The 21798-nt window shown below is 66.7% G+C and carries 22 protein-coding genes; 11 read left to right on the forward strand and 11 right to left on the reverse strand.

Annotated elements, in window-relative coordinates; all coding sequences use genetic code 11:
- The first annotated feature begins 7 nt into the window (after nucleotides 1-7).
- Nucleotides 8-274 carry a PilZ domain-containing protein gene (locus tag LDJ84_RS00175; protein ID WP_024765017.1) on the forward strand — a complete coding sequence of 89 codons (267 nt, stop codon included), beginning with the start codon at nucleotides 8-10 and terminating at the stop codon, nucleotides 272-274.
- Nucleotides 275-350: 76 nt separating this feature from the next.
- Here the strand turns inward: LDJ84_RS00175 and ehuA are convergent, their stop codons facing one another.
- The 4 genes from ehuA to ehuB form a co-directional block, all read right to left on the reverse strand.
- Nucleotides 351-1175 carry an ectoine/hydroxyectoine ABC transporter ATP-binding protein EhuA gene (gene ehuA, locus LDJ84_RS00180; RefSeq protein ID WP_318784726.1) on the reverse strand — a complete coding sequence of 275 codons (825 nt, stop codon included), beginning with the start codon at nucleotides 1173-1175 and terminating at the stop codon, nucleotides 351-353.
- Between the two features lie 56 nt (nucleotides 1176-1231).
- Complete coding sequence (ehuD, locus tag LDJ84_RS00185; RefSeq protein ID WP_024765019.1) at nucleotides 1232-1888, reverse strand: ectoine/hydroxyectoine ABC transporter permease subunit EhuD; 657 nt, start codon at nucleotides 1886-1888, stop codon at nucleotides 1232-1234.
- Entirely contained in the window at nucleotides 1888-2544 is a 657-nt protein-coding gene (gene ehuC, locus LDJ84_RS00190; RefSeq protein WP_024765020.1) for an ectoine/hydroxyectoine ABC transporter permease subunit EhuC, read from the reverse strand. Before ehuC ends, ehuD begins: the two co-directional genes overlap by 1 nt.
- 77 nt (nucleotides 2545-2621) lie before the next feature.
- Nucleotides 2622-3476, reverse strand: a complete 855-nt coding sequence (gene ehuB, locus LDJ84_RS00195; RefSeq protein ID WP_226045719.1) for an ectoine/hydroxyectoine ABC transporter substrate-binding protein EhuB — start codon at nucleotides 3474-3476, stop codon at nucleotides 2622-2624.
- A 407-nt stretch (nucleotides 3477-3883) separates the two neighbouring features.
- Between ehuB and LDJ84_RS00200 the strand changes: the two genes are divergently transcribed.
- From LDJ84_RS00200 to LDJ84_RS00240, 9 genes are all read left to right on the forward strand, one after another.
- A complete protein-coding gene (locus LDJ84_RS00200) occupies nucleotides 3884-5278 on the forward strand; it encodes a PLP-dependent aminotransferase family protein (RefSeq protein ID WP_226045720.1) in 1395 nt (464 codons plus the stop codon).
- A 199-nt stretch (nucleotides 5279-5477) separates the two neighbouring features.
- Nucleotides 5478-6452 carry a hydroxyectoine utilization dehydratase EutB gene (gene eutB / locus LDJ84_RS00205; RefSeq protein ID WP_024765023.1) on the forward strand — a complete coding sequence of 325 codons (975 nt, stop codon included), beginning with the start codon at nucleotides 5478-5480 and terminating at the stop codon, nucleotides 6450-6452.
- Complete coding sequence (locus tag LDJ84_RS00210) at nucleotides 6445-7437, forward strand: cyclodeaminase (protein WP_065327666.1); 993 nt, start codon at nucleotides 6445-6447, stop codon at nucleotides 7435-7437. The genes eutB and LDJ84_RS00210 overlap by 8 nt, the downstream gene beginning before the upstream one ends.
- Before the next feature lie 212 nt (nucleotides 7438-7649).
- Nucleotides 7650-8840: an ectoine hydrolase DoeA gene (doeA, locus tag LDJ84_RS00215; RefSeq protein WP_037012181.1), complete on the forward strand. Its 1191-nt coding sequence runs from the start codon at nucleotides 7650-7652 to the stop codon at nucleotides 8838-8840.
- A 4-nt stretch (nucleotides 8841-8844) separates the two neighbouring features.
- Nucleotides 8845-9861, forward strand: a complete 1017-nt coding sequence (gene doeB / locus LDJ84_RS00220; RefSeq protein ID WP_169889416.1) for a N(2)-acetyl-L-2,4-diaminobutanoate deacetylase DoeB — start codon at nucleotides 8845-8847, stop codon at nucleotides 9859-9861.
- A 13-nt stretch (nucleotides 9862-9874) separates the two neighbouring features.
- Nucleotides 9875-10363 (forward strand): Lrp/AsnC family transcriptional regulator, encoded by a 489-nt coding sequence (locus LDJ84_RS00225; RefSeq protein ID WP_024765027.1) that lies wholly within the window; start codon nucleotides 9875-9877, stop codon nucleotides 10361-10363.
- Between the two features lie 203 nt (nucleotides 10364-10566).
- Complete coding sequence (locus LDJ84_RS00230; RefSeq protein WP_170858143.1) at nucleotides 10567-11214, forward strand: 7-cyano-7-deazaguanine/7-aminomethyl-7-deazaguanine transporter; 648 nt, start codon at nucleotides 10567-10569, stop codon at nucleotides 11212-11214.
- Between the two features lie 134 nt (nucleotides 11215-11348).
- Entirely contained in the window at nucleotides 11349-12806 is a 1458-nt protein-coding gene (locus tag LDJ84_RS00235) for an NAD-dependent succinate-semialdehyde dehydrogenase (protein ID WP_170858142.1), read from the forward strand.
- A gap of 16 nt (nucleotides 12807-12822) precedes the next feature.
- Nucleotides 12823-14202 (forward strand): aspartate aminotransferase family protein, encoded by a 1380-nt coding sequence (locus LDJ84_RS00240; RefSeq protein WP_226045721.1) that lies wholly within the window; start codon nucleotides 12823-12825, stop codon nucleotides 14200-14202.
- 162 nt (nucleotides 14203-14364) lie between these two features.
- On the opposite strand, the gene LDJ84_RS00245 is transcribed toward LDJ84_RS00240, so the two are convergent.
- The 7 genes from LDJ84_RS00245 to LDJ84_RS30650 all read right to left on the reverse strand — a co-directional run bounded on the left by LDJ84_RS00245 (nucleotide 14365) and on the right by LDJ84_RS30650 (nucleotide 20665).
- The gene (locus LDJ84_RS00245; protein ID WP_024763652.1) at nucleotides 14365-14682 is read right to left on the reverse strand and encodes a tetratricopeptide repeat protein; all 318 of its coding nucleotides are present in this window, start codon (nucleotides 14680-14682) and stop codon (nucleotides 14365-14367) included.
- 47 nt (nucleotides 14683-14729) lie between these two features.
- The gene (locus LDJ84_RS00250; RefSeq protein WP_038803454.1) at nucleotides 14730-16181 is read right to left on the reverse strand and encodes a TrkH family potassium uptake protein; all 1452 of its coding nucleotides are present in this window, start codon (nucleotides 16179-16181) and stop codon (nucleotides 14730-14732) included.
- A 127-nt stretch (nucleotides 16182-16308) separates the two neighbouring features.
- Nucleotides 16309-17682 carry a Trk system potassium transporter TrkA gene (trkA, locus tag LDJ84_RS00255; protein ID WP_024763653.1) on the reverse strand — a complete coding sequence of 458 codons (1374 nt, stop codon included), beginning with the start codon at nucleotides 17680-17682 and terminating at the stop codon, nucleotides 16309-16311.
- Nucleotides 17683-17727: 45 nt separating this feature from the next.
- Nucleotides 17728-19038, reverse strand: a complete 1311-nt coding sequence (gene rsmB / locus LDJ84_RS00260; protein WP_038803455.1) for a 16S rRNA (cytosine(967)-C(5))-methyltransferase RsmB — start codon at nucleotides 19036-19038, stop codon at nucleotides 17728-17730.
- Nucleotides 19035-19994 carry a methionyl-tRNA formyltransferase gene (fmt, locus tag LDJ84_RS00265; RefSeq protein ID WP_024763654.1) on the reverse strand — a complete coding sequence of 320 codons (960 nt, stop codon included), beginning with the start codon at nucleotides 19992-19994 and terminating at the stop codon, nucleotides 19035-19037. Before fmt ends, rsmB begins: the two co-directional genes overlap by 4 nt.
- A gap of 54 nt (nucleotides 19995-20048) precedes the next feature.
- Nucleotides 20049-20555 (reverse strand): peptide deformylase, encoded by a 507-nt coding sequence (gene def, locus LDJ84_RS00270; RefSeq protein WP_024763655.1) that lies wholly within the window; start codon nucleotides 20553-20555, stop codon nucleotides 20049-20051.
- Nucleotides 20543-20665, reverse strand: a complete 123-nt coding sequence (locus LDJ84_RS30650) for a hypothetical protein (RefSeq protein WP_255302870.1) — start codon at nucleotides 20663-20665, stop codon at nucleotides 20543-20545. Before LDJ84_RS30650 ends, def begins: the two co-directional genes overlap by 13 nt.
- A 28-nt stretch (nucleotides 20666-20693) precedes the next feature.
- On the opposite strand from LDJ84_RS30650, the gene LDJ84_RS00275 reads away from it, so the two are divergent.
- Complete coding sequence (locus LDJ84_RS00275) at nucleotides 20694-21719, forward strand: LysM peptidoglycan-binding domain-containing protein (protein ID WP_038803456.1); 1026 nt, start codon at nucleotides 20694-20696, stop codon at nucleotides 21717-21719.
- Nucleotides 21720-21798: the final 79 nt, after the last annotated feature.

Genomic DNA, 21798 nt, shown 5'->3' on the forward strand with positions numbered 1-21798 from the left:
GCCATCCATGGCCAACCAAAGGCAGTACCCTCGGACCCCGATGAAGTGCCGGATCAAGATCAGCCACCCCGACTTCGGCGACGTGTTCGGCCACACCCGTGACTTGTCGGACGGCGGCGTCTACGTTCGCCATGAAGTACTCGCCGCACTGCCCGCGGGGACGCGCGTCACCGGCCAGGTGCAGGACATGCCCTTCGATGCACCGATTCTTGAGATGGAAGTGATGCGCACCGACGCCGAGGGCGCCGGCTTCCGCTTCGTCGCTGACGCCTGAAGGCAGCTTTTTGTAGGAACGAGCAAGGGCCAGGCGCCCCCTCGGTCCTACAGGTAAGGCAAAGCCTCCGAATCCATCAGTTCGCCTCGTTCACCGCACTCAGGAACGCCCGCGTCCGCTCGTGCTTCGGGTTGCCGAAGAACTGCTGCGGGCTGCCCTGCTCGAGGATGCTGCCCTGGTGGAAGAAGCACACGCGGTCGGCGAACTCGCGGGCGAAGCCCATCTGGTGGGTGACCATGAGCATCGTCAGGTTGTGCTCGGCGCCCAGCTTGCGCACCACGTTGAGCACTTCACCGCACAGCTCCGGGTCCAGCGCCGAGGTCACCTCGTCGAACAGCATCACCTTGGGCCGCATCGCCAGGGCACGGGCGATGGCCACGCGCTGCTGCTGGCCGCCGGAAAGCTGCGAAGGATAGTGCTCGAGCTTGTTGCCCAGGCCGACCATCTCGAGCAGCTCCATCGCCCGCTCGCGCGCTTCGTCGCGGCGCATGCCGAGCACCTGCACCGGCGCTTCCATCACATTGCGCAGCGCGCTCATGTGCGGGAACAGATTGAAGCTCTGGAACACCATGCCGATCTTGCTGCGCACCTTGCGCACGTGGCTTTCCGGCGCGCGCACCAGGGCGTCGTTGCGCTTGAGGTGGGTCAGCGGTTCGCCGTCCACCTCGATTACACCGCTGTCGATGCTCTCCAGGGTCATCAGCGCGCGCAGCAGGGTCGACTTGCCCGAGCCGCTGGGGCCGATGATGGCGACCTTCTCGTTGGCGCCCACATCCAGGTTGAGGTCCTTGAGCACGCTGAAGCTGCCGTAGCTCTTGCACACGTTGCGGAAGCTGACCATGGGCTGGGCTGCCTCGGCGCGCGCGGTCGGCGAATCCTCGGTGGCGATGCGGGAGGACATGGCTCCGGCAGTTTGCAGGGAGTGAACAGTCATCGGTTTTCCTCCGGAAGAGTCAGTCATGGCAGCGCCGTGCGTTTTTCCACCTGGCGCACGACGCTGGCCAGGCTGATGGAGATGAGCAGGAAGAACACCCCGACCAGGGTGATCGGCTCCAGATAGCGGAAGCTGTCGGAGCCTATGTTCTTCGCCTGCTGCATGATTTCCACCACCGTGATCGCGGAGAGCACCGGGGTGTCCTTGAACATGGCGATCAGGTAGTTGCCCAGCGCCGGCAATACCGGGCGGATGGCCTGGGGCAGGATCACTTCGCGGTAGGCCTTGAAGGGCGAGAAATTCAGCGCGGTAACCGCCTCCCATTGCCCGCGCGGCACCGCTTCCAGACCGGCGCGGTAGACCTCGGCGGTGTAGCAGGCGTAATGCAGGGCGATGCCCAGGGTGCCGGCCACCAGTGCGGTCATGCTCAGCCCGTAGAGCGGCAGCACGTAGAACAGGAAGTACACCTGGATCAGCAGCGGCGTGCTGCGGATGAATTCGATCAGCCAGGCCGCCGGCCACGACAGCCAGGCGTGGCGGCTGCGCCGGGCGATGGCGAAGAGCAGGCCGAACACCACCGCCAGGGCGAAGCCCACCAGGGTGATGGCGATGGTGCGCAGCGAGGCGTGCAGCAGTTGCGGCAGGATCTGCCAGGCGAAGTCCCAGTCGAAGAGTTTCATCACAGGCCTCCGTGGATGCGGCCGTGCCCCAGCCAGCGCTCCAGGCGCCGCATGAGGAAGACGATGAGCTGGGCCATGACGAAGTACAGCACCAGGGTGAGGGCGAAGATCTTCATGGTCTCGAAGGTCGCCTGGTCCAGCTGGCGCGCGCGGAAGGTCAGGTCCGAGAGGGTGATCAGCGACACCAGCGAGGTGTTCTTCAGCAGCTCGATCAGCAGGTTGGTGCCCGGCGGAATCGCGCAGAGCAGCGCCTGCGGCAGAATGATCCGACGAAAGCGCGTGAACGGTGTCATGTTCAGCGCCAGCGCCGCCTCGTACTGTCCCTTGGGTACCGAGCCGATGGCGCCGCGCATGACTTCCGCGCCGTAGGCGCCGATGTGCAGGCCCAGGCCGATGATCGCCACGCTGTAGGCGCTCATCTCCAGGTTGAACGGCGGCAGCGGCAGCACAAAGTACAGCCAGAACAGCTGCACCAGCAGCGATGTGCCGCGGAACAGCTCGATGTAGCCGATCGCCAGCCAGCGTACCGCCGGCCACGGCGCGAGCCGGCCGAGCGCGGCAAGAATGGCGGCGGCCACCGCCAGCAGGGAACCGAAGACAGTCACCTGGACGGTGACCCAGGCGCCCTGCAGCAGCAGAGGAAGTAATTCACCCATGATGCGCATCCTGTAACGACAGGTTCGACTCAATGGCCGGTCGGGCGCGTCCTATGGCAGGCGCGCGCCCGCGACGGTCACTGTTTGCAGAGCTCGGCAGCGGTCTTGTCGGTGACGTTGGACTTGTCGAAGCCGAACGGTTTCACCGTCGCCAGGTGCTCGGCGCCACCCAGCCAGCCCTTGAGCTGCTGGTTCACCGCGTCGCGCAGGTCCTTGTCCTCCGGGCGGAAGGCCAGGGCGCCGTAGCCGATGTGCGAAGGGTCGTCCTTGAAGTCGCTGATGGCTTCCACCGCGTCACCGCCCTTGGCTGCCAGGCCCTTCATGGTCAGCGCGGTGCCGACGCTGGCATCGGCGCGGCCGGCACGCACGGCCTGCAATTGTGCGGTGGTATCCGGCACCTGGACGATCTGCTCTTCCGCCACGCCTTCGGCGCGGGCGTAGCCCATCTCGGCGGTGCCGGACATGATCGCCAGCTTCACGTCCGGATTGTTCTTCACGTCGGTGTAGCTGTGCAGGTTCTTCGGGTTGCCTTTCTTCACCAGCAGGGTGTCGGGAATCTGGTAGTGGGGATCGGTGAAGATCACCTGCTGGCAACGCGGCGGGGTGATGTACATGCCGGCGGCGATCACATCGAAGCGGCCGGCGCGCAGGCCGGGGATCAGCGCGCCCCATTCGGTGAGCACCGGTTCGATCTTCTTCACGCCCATCTTGGTGAAGATCTGCGTGGCGATTTCCGGGGATTCCCCGGTGACCTTGCCGGACGTCTCGGTGTAGGCGAAGGGCGCTTCGTTGGCGTAGCCGATGCGCACGGTGCCGGTGCTCTGGATGCGCTCCAGGGTGGTTTCGGCGTAGCTGCCGGCGCTGGCCAGGGCGCCGGCGGCGAGGGTACAGGCGAGGCTCAGGCGGCGCAGGAAAACAGGGGCGGTACTCATCTTCGGATCTCCTGGACTTCTCTTGCCGAACGCTCATGGCGCGCGGCGATGGATGGCAGGTAGCAATGTCGTACGACTGTTGTTCTTGTAGGTCGGGCCCCGGGTGGGGCCTTCCGAAGTTCTCTCGGCGCTGTCGCAGACGTTGCCGAGAAGCTCGACGCCAGACTAAGGCCGGGCGCCTTGCGGCTCTTCCCGATCGACAGCTGCGCGGCGGGAAAAAGCCACCGTCGCGACGAACGCATCCGAAGGTTTTTTCTGCGCGGGCCTGACAATGCGACCCGGTGTGCCATGCGGTGTCCTGCGCCCGAGCATACGCAAGCCACTTCTTTATCGACATTGCACTAGGACAATTGCCGCCGGTGTGCCGGTCGGTCACTCTGCACCCCTGACCAGACGGAGCGCTGAAGATGGAAGCCTGGCGTCGCGCCCTGGCCGACCTGCGGGTCGGCGAACCCAAGTACAAGACTTTGGTGCAGGCCATTGCCGGCGACATCGAGCAGGGCCGCCTGAGCGACGGCCAGCGCTTGCCGCCGCAGCGCCACGTCGCCGATGGCCTGGGGATCAGCGTGCAGACGGTGACCAATGCCTACAAGGAGCTGGAGCGCCAGGGTCTGGTGCGCTGCGAGGTGGGGCGTGGCAGCTTCGTCTCGCGGCGGATGACCGAGGGCATGGCCCATTACATGGTCGACCACCCCGAGCGCGCACTGGTGGATTTCTCCATCGCCAGCATCGTCCACACGCGCGAGCACGACCGCCTCTGGCAGGACACCTGCCGCGCGCTGGCGCAGGAAACCGACCAGCCCTGGATGCGCGCCTGCCGCCCGGTCGCCGGCTTCGATGCGCACCGCGATGCCGGTGTGCAATGGCTGGCGCAGCTGGGCCTGCAACGCGAGCGCGATGACGTGCTGATCACCAACGGCGCCGCCCACGGCATCTTCCTCGCGCTCGCCTCACTGGCCGGGCCGGATGACGTGGTGCTCTGCGAACAGCTCACCGACCACGGCGTGATCGGCAATTCCCAGGTACTGGGTTTTACCCTGAAGGGCGTGGAGATCGACAAGCAGGGCATCGACCCCGAGCACTTCGAAGACCTCTGCGCGAACGAGCGCATCACCGCACTGGTCTGCACGCCCAACCTGAACAACCCGACCTCCTGCCTGATGCCCGACGCGCGCCGCCGCGAGATCGCCGCCATCGCCCAGCGCTACGGCGTTCACGTGATCGAAGACGACGTCTACGGCCCGCTGCTTGGTGAGCGCCGCCCGCTGCCACTCAGCCACTACCTGCCGGACCTGTCGTTCTACTGCACCAGCTTCACCAAGAGCGTGCTGACCGGCCTGCGCATCGGTTACCTGGCCATGCCGCGGCGGCTGGCACTGCGCACCGAGAGCATCCTGCGGGTGAACAGCTGGATGGCCACGCCGTTGCTGGCGGAAGTCGCCTCGCGGTGGATTCGCAATGGCAACGCCCAGGCGCTGATCGGCCTGCAGCGCCAGGTGCTGGAGAAGCGCCAGGGCTTGGTGCGCGACCATCTTGGCGAGTATCTGCGCGGTTGCGATCCGCATTCCCTCAGCGCCTGGATCGGCATTCCCGAGCATTGGGAGCTGGACAGCCTGGTGCGCGAGCTGCGCCATCGGCACATCGCCGTCACGCCACCCGATCCCTTCATGGTGCGCGGCACGCCCAGGCCTCGCGCGGTGCGTTTGTGCATGGGGGCGGAGTGCAGCGACGAGCGCATGGTGTCCGCGCTGGAGGACATGCGCGAGCTGTTCGGGCAGTACCCGAAGATTCACGATTTCTGACGTGGCTGTTTTGTAGAGGCGAGCTTGCTCGCGAACCCGCCCAGCGCCAGAGCCGCCGGGGAGCCCGGTTCGCGAGCAAGGGCTAGGCGCCCCCCTCGCTCTTACGAAAATCCCTCTGCGAGCGACATCGTCCTAGTACATTCATCGCGACAATTTCCCGCCCCTACACTCGACCCCACTGCATTCCCCGGAGGTCGAGATGGAGCCGATTCCCCTCGTCGAGCTGTACCGAGCACGCCAGCGCATCCAGGGCCTGGTGCGGCAGACGCCGCTGGAGCATTCGCCCAGCCTGTCGCGTCTGCTCGGGGCGCCGGTGTACCTCAAGCTCGAATCCCAGCAGATCACCGGCAGCTTCAAGCTGCGCGGCGCCAGCAACGCGATCGCTCAGCTTCGCGATGAGCAGAAGGCCAAGGGCGTGGTCGCGGCCTCCACCGGCAACCACGGCCGGGCGCTGGCCCACGCCGCGCGCGTGCTCGGCGTGCACGCCAGCATCTGCCTGTCGCAGTTGGTGCCGGCGAACAAGGTGCAGGCCATCCGCGAACTGGGCGCTGAAGTCTGCATTATCGGCAACAGCCAGGACGACGCCCAGGCCGAAGCCGAACGCATTGCCCGTGAGCAGGGCGCGGCGCTGCTGCCGCCCTTCGATCACCCACAGATCATCGCCGGCCAGGGCACCCTGGGCCTGGAAATCCTCGAACAACTGCCGGACGTGCGCCAGGTGCTGGTACCGCTCTCCGGCGGCGGCCTGTTCGGTGGCGTGGCGCTGGCGCTCAAGCAGGCGGACCCGAGCATCCGCGTGCACGGCATCAGCATGCGCCGAGGCGCCGCCATGGCCGCCAGCCTTGCCGCCGGTCACCCGGTGGACGTGGAAGAGTTGCCGACCCTGGCCGACTCCCTCGGCGGCGGTATCGGCCTGGACAACCGCTACACCTTCGCACTCGCCCGCGACTACTGCGACCAGTTGCACCTGCTCGACGAGCCCTCCATTGCCGCCGGTATCCGTCACGCCTACCGCGAGGAGCGGCAGGTGGTCGAAGGCGCCGCCGCCGTCGGCATCGCCGCGCTGCTGGACGGCCTGATCGCGCCGGTCGGCCCGGTGGTGGTGGTGGTCAGCGGCCGCAACATCGCCATCGAACAACACCAACAGATCCTCGAGGAAACTGCCCATGGCTGACGTCACCCTGCTCAGCGAAGCCGACCTGCGCGCCTGCGTGGCGATAGACCGGGAGAGCCTCGACGCCGTCGAACAGGCCTTCCGCCTGCTGGCCACGGCACCGGTGGCGATGCCGCCGATCCTTCGCCTGGACGTGCCCGAGCACAACGGCGAAGTCGACGTGAAGACTGCCTACCTGCCGGGCCTGCCGCGCTTCGCCATCAAGGTCAGCCCCGGCTTCTTCGACAATCCCAAGCTGGGCCTGCCCAGCCTCAACGGCATGATGATGCTGCTGTCCTCGAAAACCGGCCTGCTCGACGCGCTGCTGCTGGATAACGGCTACCTCACCGCCGTGCGTACCGCCTGCGCCGGCGCAGTGGCGGCCAAATGGCTGGCCCGCGAGGATTCGCGCCAGGTCGCGCTGATCGGCGCCGGGGAACAGGCGCGGCTGCAGCTCAAGGCGCTGTGCCTGGTGCGGCCCATCGAAGGCGCCAGCGTCTGGGCGCGGGACATCGCCAAGGCGCGGCAATGTGCGGAAGAGCTGAGCGGCAGCCTGGGCATTGCGGTCACGCCTTGCGCCAGCGTCGACGAAGCGCTGGAAGGCGCCGACATCGCCATCACCACCACGCCCAGCCGCGAACCGCTGATCCAGAAAAAACACTTGCGCCCCGGCCTGCACATCACCGCCATGGGTTCCGACGCCGAGCACAAGAACGAGATCGCCGCCCAAGCGCTGGCCGCCGTCGACCACTACGTCGCCGACCGCCTCAGCCAGACCCTCGTGCTGGGCGAGATGCACCACGCGGTAGCGGCCGGCGAGGTCAGCCTCGACGCCGATTTCGCCGAGCTCGGCCAGGTGATCGCCGGGCTGCGCCAGGGCCGTGAGCGCGCCGAGGACATCACCCTCTGCGACCTCACCGGCACCGGCGCCCAGGACACGGCCATCGCCGGCCTTGCCTTCCAGCGGGCACAGCGGATGGGCAAGGGATTCCGTTTCAGCAGCTGAGAATTTTTCGTCCCGCTTCGCGGGAAGAGCGCCCTCGCCCTAACCCTCTCCCGCAAGCCGGAGAGGGGACCGTCAGGTGCAGGATGAAGCCGCGGCGTCAGCCGGCTCGGACTGCCCCCTCTCCCTCTGGGAGAGGGTTGGGGTGAGGGGAACCAAAAGTCTCGGGCTATCCCGACCAAGCCCGACAACGATTCCCCCAAGAGGATTTCCGCATGTCCGAAATCGTCGTCAACCTCCCCTTCAGCCGGGAGGAGTATGCCCAGCGGATCGCCAAGGTCCGCGCCAGCATGCAACAGCGCGGCATTGAACTGCTGCTGGTTACCGATCCATCGAACATGGCCTGGCTGACCGGCTACGACGGCTGGTCCTTCTACGTGCACCAGTGCGTGCTGCTGGCGCTGGACGGCGAGCCGGTCTGGTTCGGCCGCGGCCAGGACGCCAACGGCGCGCGGCGCACCGTGTTCATGCAGGCGGACAACATCGTCGGCTACCCCGACCACTACGTGCAGTCCACCGAACGCCATCCGATGGATTACCTGTCCCGTGAGGTCATCGCGGCGCGCGGCTGGGCGAACAAGACCATCGGCGTGGAGATGGACAACTACTACTTCAGCGCCGCGGCCTTCCGCTCGCTGCAGGCGAACCTGCCGAACGCCAGGTTCGTCGATGCCACGGCCCTGGTGAACTGGCAGCGCGCGGTGAAGTCGCCGCGCGAGATCGAGTACATGCGCGTCGCCGCGCGCATCGTCGAGAAGATGCACGCGCACATCGTCGAGCGCATCGAACCGGGCATGCGCAAGAATGAGCTGGTCGCCGAGATCTACAGTACCGGCATCCTCGGCGCCGACGGCCACGGCGGCGACTACCCCGCCATCGTCCCGCTGCTGCCCACCGGCGCCGACGCCAGCGCGCCGCACCTGACCTGGGACGACACGCCCTTCGAGCGCGGCGCTGGCACCTTCTTTGAGATCGCCGGCTGCTACAAGCGCTACCACTGCCCGCTGTCGCGCACGGTGTTCCTCGGCAAGCCGCCGCAGCATTTCCTCGATGCGGAAAAAGCCGTGGTCGACGGCATCGCCGCGGGCCTCGACGCAGCGAAGCCGGGCAACACCACCGGCGACATCGCCCGCGCCTTCTTCGGCGTGCTGGAGAAGTTCGGCATCCACAAGGACAGCCGCTGCGGCTATCCCATCGGGATCAGCTATCCGCCGGACTGGGGCGAACGCACCATGAGCCTGCGCCCGAGCGACAACAGCGTGCTGGAACCGGGCATGACCTTCCACTTCATGCCGGGCCTGTGGATGGATGATTGGGGTCTGGAGATCACCGAGAGCATCCTCATCACCGAGCGCGGCGTGGAGACCTTCTGCGACTACCCGCGCCAGCTGTTCGTGAAGGAGTGAGGCGATGACACAGTCCCTCGATAAAGAGCTGCGCGAAAACCCCATCGCCGCCAGCGTCGATTTCCAGCGCGACGGCGTGCAGCACGGCCACCTCAAGCTGCCCTACTCGCGGGACGATTCGGCCTGGGGCGCAGTGATGATCCCGGTCTGCGTGGTGAAGAACGGCGACGGCCCTACCGCGCTGCTCACCGGCGGCAACCATGGCGACGAATACGAAGGCCCGGTGGCGCTCAGCCGCCTGGCCCAGGAGCTGCGTGCCGAGGACGTGCGCGGCCGGGTGATCATCGTGCCGTTCATGAACACCCCGGCGTTCCACGCCGGCAAGCGCACGTCGCCCATCGATGCCGGCAATCTCAACCGCAGCTTTCCCGGCCGCCCGGACGGCACGGTGACGCAGAAGATCGCCGACTACTTCCAGCGCACCCTGTTGCCGCTGGCGGACGTGGTGCTGGACATCCACTCCGGCGGCCGGACCCTGGATTTCCTGCCCTTCGCCGCCTGCCACGTGCTGCCGGACAAGGCCCAGCAGGAAGCCAGCGAGGCGCTGATGCGCGCCTTCGCCGCGCCCTACGCCATGCGCATGCTGGAGCTGGATGCGGTGGGCATGTACGACAGCGCCGCCGAGGAACAGGGCAAGCTGTTCGTCACCACCGAGTTGGGTGGCGGTGGCACCAGCAGCGCGCGCACTGTGGCCATCGCCCGGCGTGGTGTACGCAACCTGCTGGTTGAGGCTGGCATTTTGCGCGGCGAGATCGAGCCGGCGAAATCGGTGATGCTCGACATGCCCGACGGTGACTGTTTCGTCGCCAGCGAGCACGGCGGCCTGCTGGAGATGTGCCGCGACCTGGGCGAGCGTGTCGAGCGTGGCGAAGTGCTGGCGCGGGTGCACGACGTGCTGCGCACCGGCGCCGCGCCGGTGGAGTACCGCGCCAAGCGCAGCGGCATCCTCGCCGCGCGGCATTTCCCCGGCCTGGTGCAGAGTGGCGACACCCTGGCGGTGGTCGCCGAGGTACTGGACTGAACGGGAGCCCGTCATGATCAAGCTCGACCGCTACGACCTGAAGATCCTGCGCATCCTCGCTGGCGACGGGCGCATCACCAAGTCGAGCCTGGCCGAGGCGATCAACCTCTCGGTCAGCCCGGCCTGGGAGCGTGTGCGCAAGCTGGAGGAGGCCGGGTTGATCAAGGGCTACCGCGCGCAGATCGACTGGCCGGTGCTGTTCAAGCAGCAGCAGGTGCTGGTGGAGATCACCCTGGCGCGGCATACCGCGCAGGACATGAGGCGTTTCGAGCAGCGCCTGCAGCAGTCGCCGGAGGTCGGCTTCTGCTACGCCACCGGTGGCGGGGTGGATTACATCGCGATGATCCAGGCGCGCGACATCGACCACTATCAGCGCTTCATCGACCAGCTGTTGCTGGAAGACGTGGGGATCGAGCGCTACTTCACCTATATCGTCACCAAGGTGATCAAGACCCAGGAGGCGGCGATTCCCGCCGAGGCGCTGGAGGCAGGTTCCCTGTAGGAGCGAGCTCGCTCCAGCAAAACCAAAGACCGCTGACCCGCGGGAGAGGGCTGGGGCGAAGAAAGCCCCGTGCAGCTGAATTCATCTGAACAAAAATTGCACAACAAAACCTGACTTTGCGGTCCGGATCGACTACAATGCGCGCCGCTCGGCATGGTGCCGGGCATGGGTTCCCTCACCCCATCGACGAAAAAGGCCCAAGCATGTCGGCATCCCTTCCGGCGGCACGGCGCGGCGCACTCGCCGGCCTGGTCGCGTTCCACATCCTGATCATCATCGCCAGCAACTACCTGGTGCAGCTGCCAATGACCCTCTTTGGCTGGCACACCACCTGGGGCGCGTTCAGCTTCCCGTTCATCTTCCTGGCCACCGACCTCACCGTCCGCCTGCTCGGCAAGCGCCCGGCACGGCTGGTCATCGCGCGGGTGATGATCCCGGCGCTGCTGGCTTCCTACGTCATTTCGGTGATCTTCCAGGAAGGCGCCTTCAGAGGTTTCGCCTCGCTGGGCGAATTCAACACGTTCGTGGCGCGGATCTCCCTGGCCAGCTTCCTGGCCTACGTGTTCGGGCAGATCCTCGACATCCAGGTCTTCGATCGCCTGCGCCGCCTGCGCCAGTGGTGGATCGCCCCGGTGGTCTCGACCCTGTTCGGCAACCTGCTGGACACCTTCACCTTCTTCTCCATCGCCTTCTGGCACAGCGACAACGCCTTCTTGGCCGAGCACTGGGTGGAGATCGCCTGGGTCGACTACGGCGTGAAGCTCGCGGTCATGCTGATGCTCTTCGTGCCGCTCTACGGCATGCTGCTCAGCGCCATCACCCGCAACCTGCGTCGCGCCGCCACGGCCTGACGCCACCCGAAAAAGCCCAACAGCGGCGGCAGAACTGCAAAAAGATTTGCCGCCGCCGTCCCCCGCTTAGGAAAAAACCGCGCGCCCGCGGCCCCTAGGATGGTTCCCATGCCATCCGCCCAGGAGCCGCCGCCATGTCCTACGCCCATCCCCTGCTGTTCAAGTCGCTCTGCTACGTGAACGGCCATTGGCTGCACAGCGCCAGCGGCGCCAGCATCGCCGTCGACAACCCCGCAACCCGCGAAGCCATCGGCCACGTGCCGCTGCTCGACCGCGAACAGATCGTCGGCGCCATTGACGCTGCCGCCGCGGCCTTCCCGGCCTGGCGAGCGCGCAGCCTGGATGAGCGTGGCGCCCTGCTGCGCCGCTGGGCCGAACTGATCCTCCTGCACCGCGACGACCTTGCGCAGATACTCAGCCTGGAACAGGGCAAGCCGCTGGCCGAGGCCCTTGGCGAGATCGACTACGCCGCCAGCTTCATCCCCTGGTTCGCCGAAGAGGCGCGCCGGCTGAACGGCCGCAACATCCCCAGCCACATCCCCAATGCGCACCTGGGCACGGTGGTCGAGCCGGTGGGCGTCGCCGCGCTGCTGACGCCGTGGAACTTTCCCTCGGCGATGATCACCCGCAAGGCCGCCGCCGCCCTCGCCGCCGGCTGCAGCGTGGTGGTCAAGCCGGCCCACGAGACGCCTTATTCCGCGTTCGCTTTGGCACAGCTGGCCGAAGAAGCCGGCTTCCCCGCCGGCGTGTTCAACGTGGTGCTGGGCGAGCCGCAGATGGCCATGGAAACCCTGGTCGGCGACAGCCGCGTGCGCGCCGTGAGCTTCACCGGCTCGACCCGCGTGGGGAAGCTGGTGCTGCAAGCCGCCGCCCGCGACGTGAAGAAAGTTGCCCTGGAGCTGGGCGGCAACGCGCCCTTCATCGTCCTGCCGGACGCCGATCTGGAGCAGGCGGTGAAGTTCGCCCTCGACGCCAAATTCCAGACCTCCGGGCAGGACTGCTGTGCGGCCAACCGCATCCTGGTTGCTCGCGAACTCTATGAGCCCTTCCTGCAGCGTTTCGCCCGCGCCGTACGTGAGCTTCGCGTCGGCCCGGCCAGTGATGCGCGCAGCCAGATCGGCCCGCTGATGCACCAGGGCGCCTTCGACGTCACCTGCGAGCGCGTGCGGGACGCCGTCGACCAGGGCGCGCGCCTGCTCGCCGGCGGCGAACCCCATGTACTCGGTGGCTGGTTCCACCAGCCAACCGTGCTGGCCGACGTCACCCCGCAGATGCGTATCTGGCGCGAGGAAAACTTCGCGCCGATTGCCGGTGTGAGCGCCTACGACGACCTGGACGAAGCCGTCCGGCAGGCCAATGACACCGAGTACGGCCTGGCCGCCTACCTGTGTGGGCAACGCCTGGATCACCTCTGGCCGCTGATGCGGCGCCTGGAGTTCGCCATGGTGGCGGTCAACGGCGCCAAGTTCACCGGCCACCCCATTCCCTTCGGCGGCATGAAGGCCTCTGGCCTGGGCCGCGAAGGCGGCAGCGAGGGCTTCGAGCCCTTCGTCGAAACCAAGTACTTCGCCTTGCACCACGGCGCCATCTGACCGGGAGAACACCGCCATGACCGACTACGCCAAGCTGTTCATCGAGGACCGCGCGCACTTCATGCACCCCTCGACCCACGCCCACGATCACGCCAGCGGCGCGCTGCCGGGGCGAATCATCACGGGTGCCTCCGGCGTGCGCATCCGCGATCACCAGGGGCGCGAGCTGCTCGATGCCTTTGCCGGCCTGTACTGCGTGAACATCGGCTACGGCCGCACCGAAGTCGCCGACGCCATCCATGCACAGGCCACGCAGCTGGCCTACTACCACACCTACGTGGGGCACTCTTCCGAGGCGATCATCGAGCTGTCCGCGCGGATCATCCGCGACTGGGCGCCGTCCGGCATGAAGAAGGTCTACTACGGCCTCTCCGGCTCCGACGCCAACGAAACCCAGGTCAAGCTGGTGCGCTACTACAACAACGTGCTGGGCCGGCCGCAGAAGAAAAAGATCATCTCGCGCCAGCGCGGCTACCACGGCTCGGGCATCGTCACCGGCAGCCTCACGGGGCTGGCGAGCTTCCACCAGCACTTCGACCTGCCGGTGGACGGCGTGAAGCACACGCTGTGCCCGCACTTCTACAAGGCGCCGGCGGGCATGGACGAAGCGAGCTTCGTCCGCCACTGCGCCCAGGAGCTGGAAAACCTGATCCTCGCCGAAGGCCCGGATACGGTGGCCGCCTTCATCGGCGAGCCGGTGATGGGTACCGGCGGCATCATCGTCCCGCCCAAGGGCTACTGGGAGGCGATCCAGGCGGTGCTGGCGAAGTACGACGTGCTGTTGATCGCCGACGAAGTGGTCTGCGCCTTCGGTCGCGTCGGCGACAAGATGGGCAGCCAGCGCTACGGCATGCGCCCGGACCTGATCACCACGGCCAAGGGCCTGACCAGCGCCTATGCGCCGCTGTCGGCGGTGATCGCCGGCGAGAAGGTCTGGGACGTGATCGATAGCGCGTCCAGCCGCGAAGGCGCCATGGGCCACGGCTGGACCTACTCCGGCCACCCGATCTGCGCCGCGGCGGCGCTGGCCAACCTGAACATCCTCGAACGGGAGAACATCACCGCCAACGCCGCGGAGATCGGCGGCTACCTGAATCAGCAGCTGCGCCAGACCTTCGAAGGCCATCCGCTGGTGGGCGAAGTGCGTGGCGACGGTATGCTGGCGGCGCTGGAATTCATGGCTGACCGCGAGGCGCGCACGCCCTTCGACCCGGCGCTGAAGGTCGGCCCGAAGGTGTCCGCCGCGTGCCTGGAACGCGGCATGATCGCCCGCGCCATGCCCCATGGCGATATCCTCGGCTTCGCTCCGCCGCTGGTGCTCACTCGCGCCGAGGCGGACGAGATCGTCGGCATCGCCAGGTCGGCAGTGGATGCGGTGGCTGCCGAGGTGCTGTAGAGACTTTGCGTAGGAGCATTGCTCTTTGTAGGAGCGAGCTTGCTCGCGAACGGGCTTGGTACCCTAGCCGCCGGGAGGTCCGTTCGCGAGCAGGGGCTAGGCGCTCCCCTCGGTCCTGCAGGTATCCCGCACCAGATTGCGTGGCGGCACCGAACAGGGCGCTTAGGCGCCCTTTGCCTTGTCCAGCTTGCGCAGGAACACAGTCATTTCCTTCTCTGCCTGCTTATCGCCATGGGCCTGGGCGGCAGCCAGCCCGTCGGTCCAGGCGGTGCGGGCGCCGTCCAGGTCTCCCTCGGCCTGCAGCGCCTTGCCCAGCAGCTTCCAGGCGGCGGAGTACTTCGGGTCCTGCTCCACGCAGCGGCGCAGGTGCTCGGCGGCCTTCGCCGCGTCGCCGGCATCCAGGTAGCCCTTGCCCAGGCCGAAGCGCAGCAGCGAGTTGTCCACGCCCTTGGCGAGCATCTTTTCCAGTGAATCGATCATGGCGGGCCTCCGTCAGCAGGTCGCCATTCTGCCCCAAGATCAGTGCCTCATGTGCGCCAGAAGGCGGGCGTCAGCAGGATCAGCAGCGAGAATACCTCCAGCCGCCCCAGTACCATCGCCAGGCTCAGCACCAGCTTGGCGCTGCCCGGCAGATGGCCGTAATGCACGGCCGCTTCGCCCAGCGCCGGGCCCAGATTGTTCAGGCAGGAGGCGAGCGTGGAGAACGCCGTGAGCTGGTCCACGCCCAGGGCCAGCAGCACCAGCATCAGGGTCACGAAGGTCAGCAGGTAGATGGAGAAGAACGCCCACACCGACTCCACCACCCGGTCGGAGACCGTGCGCCGCCCCAGCTTGACCAGGAACACCCCGTTGGGATGCAGCAGGCGCAGGAATTCGCGCATGCCCTGGCGGTACACCAGCAGCATGCGCATCACTTTCATGCCGCCGCCGGTGGAGCCGGCGCAGGCGCCGATGAAGGTGCTGTAGAGCAGCAGATACGGCAGCAGGGTCGGCCAGCTGCTGAAGTCGGCGAGACCGAAGCCGGTGGTGGTCGCCACCGAAATCACCATGAACGCCGCGTAGCGGATCGCCTGCAAGGGCGAGTCGTAGTGGTGTTTGAGGATCAGCGTTGCCGCGGTGATCAGGAACAGCACCAGCAGGATGCCCAGGTAGGCCCGGCATTCCGGGTCCTTCAGGTAGTGGCTGACCTTGCGCTGGCGCCAGGCGAGGAAGTGCAGGCTGAAGTTGATCCCGGAAACCACCAGGAAGGTCATGCAGATCAGCTCGATCAGCGGACTGTCGAAGTAGCCGATGCTCGCATCGTGGGTGGAGAAGCCACCGATGGCGATGGTGGAGAAGCTGTGGCCGACGGCGTCGAACAGGTTCATTCCCGCAGCCCAGTAGGCCAGAGCGCAGGCGAGGGTCAGGCCGCAGTAGATCAGCCAGAGGGTCTTGGCGGTATCGGCGATACGCGGCGAGAGCTTGTGGTCCTTGAGCGGCCCGGGCATCTCCGCGCGGTACAACTGCATGCCGCCGATTCCGAGCATCGGCATCACCGCCACCGCCAGCACCACGATGCCCATGCCGCCCAGCCACTGCAGCTGCTGACGGTAGTAGAGGATGGCGTGGGGCAATGCATCGAGGCCGGTGAGCACGGTTGCGCCGGTGGTGGAGAGGCCTGAGAAGGACTCGAACAGCGAGTCGATCAGGCCCATGTGCGGTGCGTCGGACAACGCGAAGGGCAAGGCGCCGAACGACCCCAGGACGATCCAGAACAGCGCCGTAACCAGGTAGCCATCGCGGATGCGCAGGTCCTGCTTATGCTGGCGGCATGGCCACCAGAGGGTGAAGCCGGTCAGCAGGGTGACCAGGAAGGACAGCGCGAAGGGCTGCCAGGAGCGCTCGGCGTAGTGCAGGTCCACGAGCAGTGGCGGCAGGTGCGTAACGCTGAACAGCATCAGCAGTACGCCGAGGATTCGACCGATGGAGGAGTAGCGCATGACCCGAGGCAGACAAGCAGGAACAGGCCGCGCAGGGTGACAAGGGAGGCTGGCTGGCGCAGTAGGACCTGTCTGAAAGAGCCTCGGAATTAGCTGGCAGGGCCGCCTTGTGGCGGCCCCGGGTCGATCAGAAGAAGGTCAGGCCGGCCTGGAACAGCCGCTCGACGTCGCGGATGCGCTTCTTGTCCACCACGAAGAGGATCACGTGGTCGCCGGACTCGATCTTCGTCTCGCCGTGGGCGATCAGCACGTCGTCGTCGCGGATCACCGCGCCGATGGTGGTGCCCGGCGGCAGCTGCACTTCGTTGATCCTGCGGCCGATCACCTTGCTCGACTTGGCGTCGCCATGGGCGACCACCTCGATGGCCTCGGCGGCGCCACGGCGCAGGGAGTGCACGCTCTCGATGTCGCCGCGGCGCACGTGGGTCAGCAGGGTGCCGATGGTGGCCAGTTGCGGGCTGATGGCGATGTCGATCTCGCCGCCCTGCACCAGGTCCACGTAGGCGGGGTTGTTGATCAGCGTCATCACCTTGCGCGCGCCCAGGCGCTTGGCCAGCAGCGAGGACATGATGTTGGCCTCGTCGTCGTTGGTCAGGGCGAGGAACAGGTCGGTATCGCCGATGTTCTCTTCCAGCAGCAGGTCGCGGTCGGAGGCGCTGCCCTGGAGCACGATGGCGCTGTCGAGGTTGTCCGAGAGGTGTCGGCAGCGTGCCGGGTTCATCTCGATGATCTTCACCTGGTAACGGCTCTCGATGGCCTCGGCCAGGCGCTCGCCGATGTTGCCGCCACCGGCGATGATGATCCGCTTGTAGCTGTCCTCCAGGCGGCGCATCTCGCCCATCACCGCGCGGATATGGGCTTTGGCGGCGATGAAGAACACCTCGTCGTCGGCCTCGATCACGGTGTCGCCCTGGGGGATGATCGGCCGGTTGCGCCGGTATATCGCCGCCACGCGGGTATCGGCATTGGGCATGTGCTCGCGCAGCTGGCGCAGCTCCTGGCCCACCAGCGGGCCGCCGTAATAGGCACGGATACCCACCAGCTGTGCCTTGCCCTCGGCGAAGTCGATCACCTGCAGGGCGCCGGGGTATTCCACCAGGCGCTTGATGTAGTTGGTCACCACCTGTTCGGGGCTGATCAGCACATCGACCGGGATTGCTTCGTTGTCGAACAGCCCCGCGCGGGTCAGGTAGGCCGCCTCGCGCACGCGGGCAATCCGCGTCGGGGTGTTGAACAGGGTGTAGGCGACCTGGCAGGCGACCATGTTCACCTCGTCGCTGTTGGTCACCGCCACCAGCATGTCGGCGTCGTCGGCGCCGGCCTGGCGCAGCACGGTGGGGAACGAGGCCTTGCCCTGGACGGTGCGGATGTCCAGGCGATCGTTGAGGTCACGCAGGCGTTCGCCGTCGGTGTCGACCACGGTGATGTCGTTGGCTTCGCTGGCCAGATGCTCGGCCAGAGTGCCGCCGACCTGGCCGGCACCGAGGATGATGATCTTCATGGAGCGGGGTGCTTTCCGTTTCGATCCGTTGGGAGTCGGCGCCTGTTACTTGGCCGAAATCTTGATCAGCTTGGCATAGTAGAACCCGTCATGCCCGCCTTGCTGCGGCAGCAACTGGCGGCCATGGGGCTGCTTCAGGCCCCACGGCCCGGACAGGTCCAGCTCGCGGGCACCGGGGGTGCGACCAAGGAACGCGGCGATCTGCTCGCTGTTTTCCTGTGGCATCACCGAGCAGGTCGCGTAAACCATCACGCCGCCGACTTCGAGGGTCGCCCACAGCGCGTCGAGCAGTTCGCCCTGCAATTGCGCCAGCGCCTCGATGTCCTCGGCGGTGCGGGTCAGCTTGATGTCCGGATGGCGGCGAATCACCCCGGTGGCGGAGCAGGGTGCATCCAGCAGGATGCGCTGGAACGGCTTGCCGTCCCACCATTTGGCCGTGTCGCGGGCGTCGGCGGCGAACAGCTGGGCATCGAGTTGCAGGCGTGCAAGGTTCTCGCGCACGCGCACCAGGCGGCTTTCTTCCAGGTCCACGGCGACCACGCCAGCCAGTGCGGGCTCGGCCTCCATCAGGTGGCAGGTCTTGCCGCCGGGAGCGCAGCAGGCGTCCAGCACGCGCTGGTTCGGCGCCAGCTCGAGCAGGTCGGCGGCCAGCTGTGCGGCTTCGTCCTGCACGCTGACGCGGCCTTCGGCGAAGCCGGGCAGTTCGCGGACGTCGCAGGGCTGCACGAGGTTGATGCCGTCACGGCTGAACTCGCAGGCGGTCGCTTCGAAGCCGACGCGGTTCAACTCTTCCAGGTAGGCATCGCGGCTGCCGTGGCGGCGGTTCACCCGCAGGGTCATCGGCGGGTGGGCGTTGTTCGCGGCGCAGATGGCCTCGTACTGCTCCGGCCAGGATTTCTTCAGCGCTTTCTGCAGCCAGCGCGGATGCGCCAGGCGTGCAGCCGGGTCCTTGTCGACCTCGGCCAGCAGGGCTTCGCTCTCGCGCTGGGCGCGGCGCAGCACGGCGTTGAGCAGGCCCTTGGCCCAGGGCTTCTTCAGCTTGTCCGCGCAGCCGACGGTCTCGCCAATGGCCGCGTGCGGTGGAATGCGGGTGTAGAGCAGCTGGTACAGGCCGACCAGCAGCAGCGCCTCGACGTCACGGTCGCCGGCCTTGAACGGCTTCTGCAGCAGGCGTGCGGCGAGGGTGGACAGGCGCGGCTGCCAGCGGGCGCTGCCGAAGGCCAGCTCCTGCACCAGGCCGCGGTCGCGCGGCTCGACGTTCTCCAGTTGGGTCGGCAGCGAACTGCCCAGCGAGGCGCGGCCGGCAAGCACGGCGGCCAGCGCGCGGGCCGCCGCCAGGCGAGGATTGGTACTCATGCGTCCGGCCCTTGCTGGCCAAGCGTCTGGCCAGCGGCAAACTGTTCGCGGCGGCTGTTGAACAGGTCGGCGAAGGCCAGCGGCTTGCCGCCAGGCAATTGCAGGCGGGTCAGCAGCAGCGCGCCTTCCCCGCAGGCGACCAGCAGGCCGTCGCGGCTGGCGTCGAGGATCTTGCCCGGTTCGCCCTTGCCTGGCGCGGGCTTGGCGCCAAGTACTTTCAGCGCGGCGTCACCGAGCGTGGTGTGGCAAACCGGCCACGGCGTGAAGGCACGGATGCGGCGCTCCAGCTCGTCGGCCGGGCGCGACCAGTCGATGCGTGCCTCTTCCTTGTTCAACTTGTGTGCGTAGGTGGCCAGGGTATCGTCCTGCACCTCGCCCCTGAGCGTACCGGCGGCGAGGCCGGCGATGGCCTCGACCACCGCCTTCGGGCCCAGCTCGGCGAGGCGGTCGTGCAGGCTGCCGCCAGTATCCTCGGCTGAAATCGGCGTGCCGACCTTGAGCAGCATCGGCCCGGTGTCCAGGCCGGCTTCCATCTGCATCACGGTGACGCCGCTCTCGGCGTCGCCGGCTTCCACCGCGCGCTGGATCGGCGCGGCGCCGCGCCAGCGCGGCAGCAGCGAGGCGTGGCTGTTGATGCAGCCCAGGCGCGGGATATCCAGCACCGCCTGCGGCAGGATCAGCCCGTAGGCAACCACCACCATCAGGTCCGGCTTGAGCGCGGCTAGCTCCGCCTGGGCGGCTGGGTCGCGCAGGGTCGGCGGCTGCAGAACCGGCAGGCAATGGTCCACGGCAAGCTGCTTGACCGGGCTGGGCATCAGCTTCTGGCCGCGGCCGGCCGGGCGGTCCGGCTGGGTGTAGACGGCGACGATCTCGTGCGGCGTATCCAGCAGGGCCTTGAGGTGCTCGGCGGCGAATTCCGGGGTGCCGGCGAAGACGATGCGCAGTGCTTGGCTCATATCGGGCTCTTCAAAAAGAAAAGGCTTGCCGGGGCAAGCCTTTGGGAGATGGGGTCACGCCTGTTGCCGGTGCTGCTTTTCCAGCTTCTTGCGGATGCGGTCGCGCTTGAGGTTGGACAGGTAGTCGACGAACAGCTTGCCGTTCAGGTGATCGCATTCGTGCTGGATGCACACGGCGAGCAGGCCCTCGGCCTCTTCCTCGAACGAATTGCCGTCGCGGTCCTGGGCCTTGATCCGCACCTTCTGCGGGCGGTCTACATTTTCGTAGAAGCCGGGCACCGACAGGCAACCTTCCTGGTACTGGTCCATTTCCTCGGTGAGGTAGTCGAACTCGGGGTTGATGTAGACCCGGGGCTCGGACTTGTCTTCGGACAGGTCCATCACCACGACACGCTTGTGCACGTTGACCTGCGTCGCCGCCAGACCGATGCCGGGCGCTTCGTACATGGTCTCGAACATATCGTCGATCAGCGTGCGCAGGGCGTCATCGAAGACCGTGACCGGCTTGGCGATGGTCCGCAGGCGCGGATCGGGGAATTCGAGAATGTTCAGAATGGCCATATGCGTTTGTGATGCACTTGTGGAATAAAGTCAAAATCGGCTGCTAATATGCTGAGCAGCATCGAAAAACGGCTGGAAAGCGCGGTAGGGGCGGCTTCCAGGCGTTTCATGTGTACACATAATAAAGGGATTCACCGCATGAGGAAAACACTACTCGCCCTGCTGCTGCTCGCCGCAGGCGGGGTGGCGCAGGCTGCCGTGCAGCTCAAGGACGGCCATCCGGATCGTTATACCGTAGTGAAGGGCGACACCCTCTGGGACATCTCCGGCAAGTTCCTCAGCAAGCCGTGGAAGTGGCCGGAAATCTGGCAGGTGAATCCGCAGATTCAGAACCCGCACCTGATCTACCCGGGTGACGTGCTGAGCCTGGTGTACATCGATGGCCAGCCGCGCCTGATGCTCAATCGCGGCGAGTCGCGCGGGACCATCAAGCTGTCGCCGCGGGTGCGCAGCACCCCGATCGCCGAGGCGATCCCGACCATCCCGCTGGACAAGATCAACGCCTTCCTGCTTTCCAACCGCATCGTCGATAGCGACGCCGACTTCTCCAACGCCCCCTACGTGGTCGCTGGCGACCAGGAGAGCGTGATCAGCGGCGCCGGCGACCGTGCCTACGCTCGCGGTAACTCGCTGTCGGAAGAGAACAGCTATGGCATCTTCCGCCAGGCCAAGGTCTACACCGACCCGGAGACCAACGAAGTCCTGGGCATCGACGCCATGGACGTAGGCGGTGCCAACGTCACGGCCAAGGAAGGCGACGTCGCCACCCTGATGCTGACCCGCACCACCCAGGAAGTCCGTTCGGGCGATCGACTGTTCCCCACCGAGGAGCGCGCGATCACCTCCACCTTCATGCCCAGCGAGCCGAGCACCCCGATCAAGGGCACCATCATCGATGTGCCGCGCGGCGTGACCCAGATCGGCAAGTACGATGTGGTGACCATCGACAAGGGCACCCGCGACGGCCTGGCCGAAGGCAACGTGCTGGCCATCTACAAGCTGGGCGAGACCGTCCGCGATCGTGTCACCGACGAAATGGTGAAGATCCCGGACGAGCGCTCGGGCCTGGTGATGGTCTTCCGCACCTACAACCGCCTGAGCTACGGGCTGGTGCTGACCGCTACCCGCTCGCTGGAAGTCAACGACCGCGTCCTGAACCCCTGATGCGCAAGTGACTTGAAGAAACCCCGCTCCGGCGGGGTTTTTTGTTGGGCGTGATCCGGAAGGGTCCGACAGCGAAGGC

This window comes from Pseudomonas sp. HS-18, assembly GCF_020401845.1.
GTDB classification, from domain to species: domain Bacteria; phylum Pseudomonadota; class Gammaproteobacteria; order Pseudomonadales; family Pseudomonadaceae; genus Pseudomonas; species Pseudomonas nitroreducens.

What these genes read in the sequence shown, in the direction of transcription:
- LDJ84_RS00175 (WP_024765017.1), top strand. Translation starts at nt 8, where the DNA reads ATGGCCAACCAAAGGCAGTACCCTCGGACCCCGATGAAGTGCCGGATC.
- ehuA (WP_318784726.1), bottom strand. Translation starts at nt 1,175, where the DNA reads ATGTCCTCCCGCATCGCCACCGAGGATTCGCCGACCGCGCGCGCCGAG.
- ehuD (WP_024765019.1), bottom strand. Translation starts at nt 1,888, where the DNA reads ATGAAACTCTTCGACTGGGACTTCGCCTGGCAGATCCTGCCGCAACTG.
- ehuC (WP_024765020.1), bottom strand. Translation starts at nt 2,544, where the DNA reads ATGGGTGAATTACTTCCTCTGCTGCTGCAGGGCGCCTGGGTCACCGTC.
- ehuB (WP_226045719.1), bottom strand. Translation starts at nt 3,476, where the DNA reads ATGAGTACCGCCCCTGTTTTCCTGCGCCGCCTGAGCCTCGCCTGTACC.
- LDJ84_RS00200 (WP_226045720.1), top strand. Translation starts at nt 3,884, where the DNA reads ATGGAAGCCTGGCGTCGCGCCCTGGCCGACCTGCGGGTCGGCGAACCC.
- eutB (WP_024765023.1), top strand. Translation starts at nt 5,478, where the DNA reads ATGGAGCCGATTCCCCTCGTCGAGCTGTACCGAGCACGCCAGCGCATC.
- LDJ84_RS00210 (WP_065327666.1), top strand. Translation starts at nt 6,445, where the DNA reads ATGGCTGACGTCACCCTGCTCAGCGAAGCCGACCTGCGCGCCTGCGTG.
- doeA (WP_037012181.1), top strand. Translation starts at nt 7,650, where the DNA reads ATGTCCGAAATCGTCGTCAACCTCCCCTTCAGCCGGGAGGAGTATGCC.
- doeB (WP_169889416.1), top strand. Translation starts at nt 8,845, where the DNA reads ATGACACAGTCCCTCGATAAAGAGCTGCGCGAAAACCCCATCGCCGCC.
- LDJ84_RS00225 (WP_024765027.1), top strand. Translation starts at nt 9,875, where the DNA reads ATGATCAAGCTCGACCGCTACGACCTGAAGATCCTGCGCATCCTCGCT.
- LDJ84_RS00230 (WP_170858143.1), top strand. Translation starts at nt 10,567, where the DNA reads ATGTCGGCATCCCTTCCGGCGGCACGGCGCGGCGCACTCGCCGGCCTG.
- LDJ84_RS00235 (WP_170858142.1), top strand. Translation starts at nt 11,349, where the DNA reads ATGTCCTACGCCCATCCCCTGCTGTTCAAGTCGCTCTGCTACGTGAAC.
- LDJ84_RS00240 (WP_226045721.1), top strand. Translation starts at nt 12,823, where the DNA reads ATGACCGACTACGCCAAGCTGTTCATCGAGGACCGCGCGCACTTCATG.
- LDJ84_RS00245 (WP_024763652.1), bottom strand. Translation starts at nt 14,682, where the DNA reads ATGATCGATTCACTGGAAAAGATGCTCGCCAAGGGCGTGGACAACTCG.
- LDJ84_RS00250 (WP_038803454.1), bottom strand. Translation starts at nt 16,181, where the DNA reads ATGCGCTACTCCTCCATCGGTCGAATCCTCGGCGTACTGCTGATGCTG.
- trkA (WP_024763653.1), bottom strand. Translation starts at nt 17,682, where the DNA reads ATGAAGATCATCATCCTCGGTGCCGGCCAGGTCGGCGGCACTCTGGCC.
- rsmB (WP_038803455.1), bottom strand. Translation starts at nt 19,038, where the DNA reads ATGAGTACCAATCCTCGCCTGGCGGCGGCCCGCGCGCTGGCCGCCGTG.
- fmt (WP_024763654.1), bottom strand. Translation starts at nt 19,994, where the DNA reads ATGAGCCAAGCACTGCGCATCGTCTTCGCCGGCACCCCGGAATTCGCC.
- def (WP_024763655.1), bottom strand. Translation starts at nt 20,555, where the DNA reads ATGGCCATTCTGAACATTCTCGAATTCCCCGATCCGCGCCTGCGGACC.
- LDJ84_RS30650 (WP_255302870.1), bottom strand. Translation starts at nt 20,665, where the DNA reads ATGAAACGCCTGGAAGCCGCCCCTACCGCGCTTTCCAGCCGTTTTTCG.
- LDJ84_RS00275 (WP_038803456.1), top strand. Translation starts at nt 20,694, where the DNA reads ATGAGGAAAACACTACTCGCCCTGCTGCTGCTCGCCGCAGGCGGGGTG.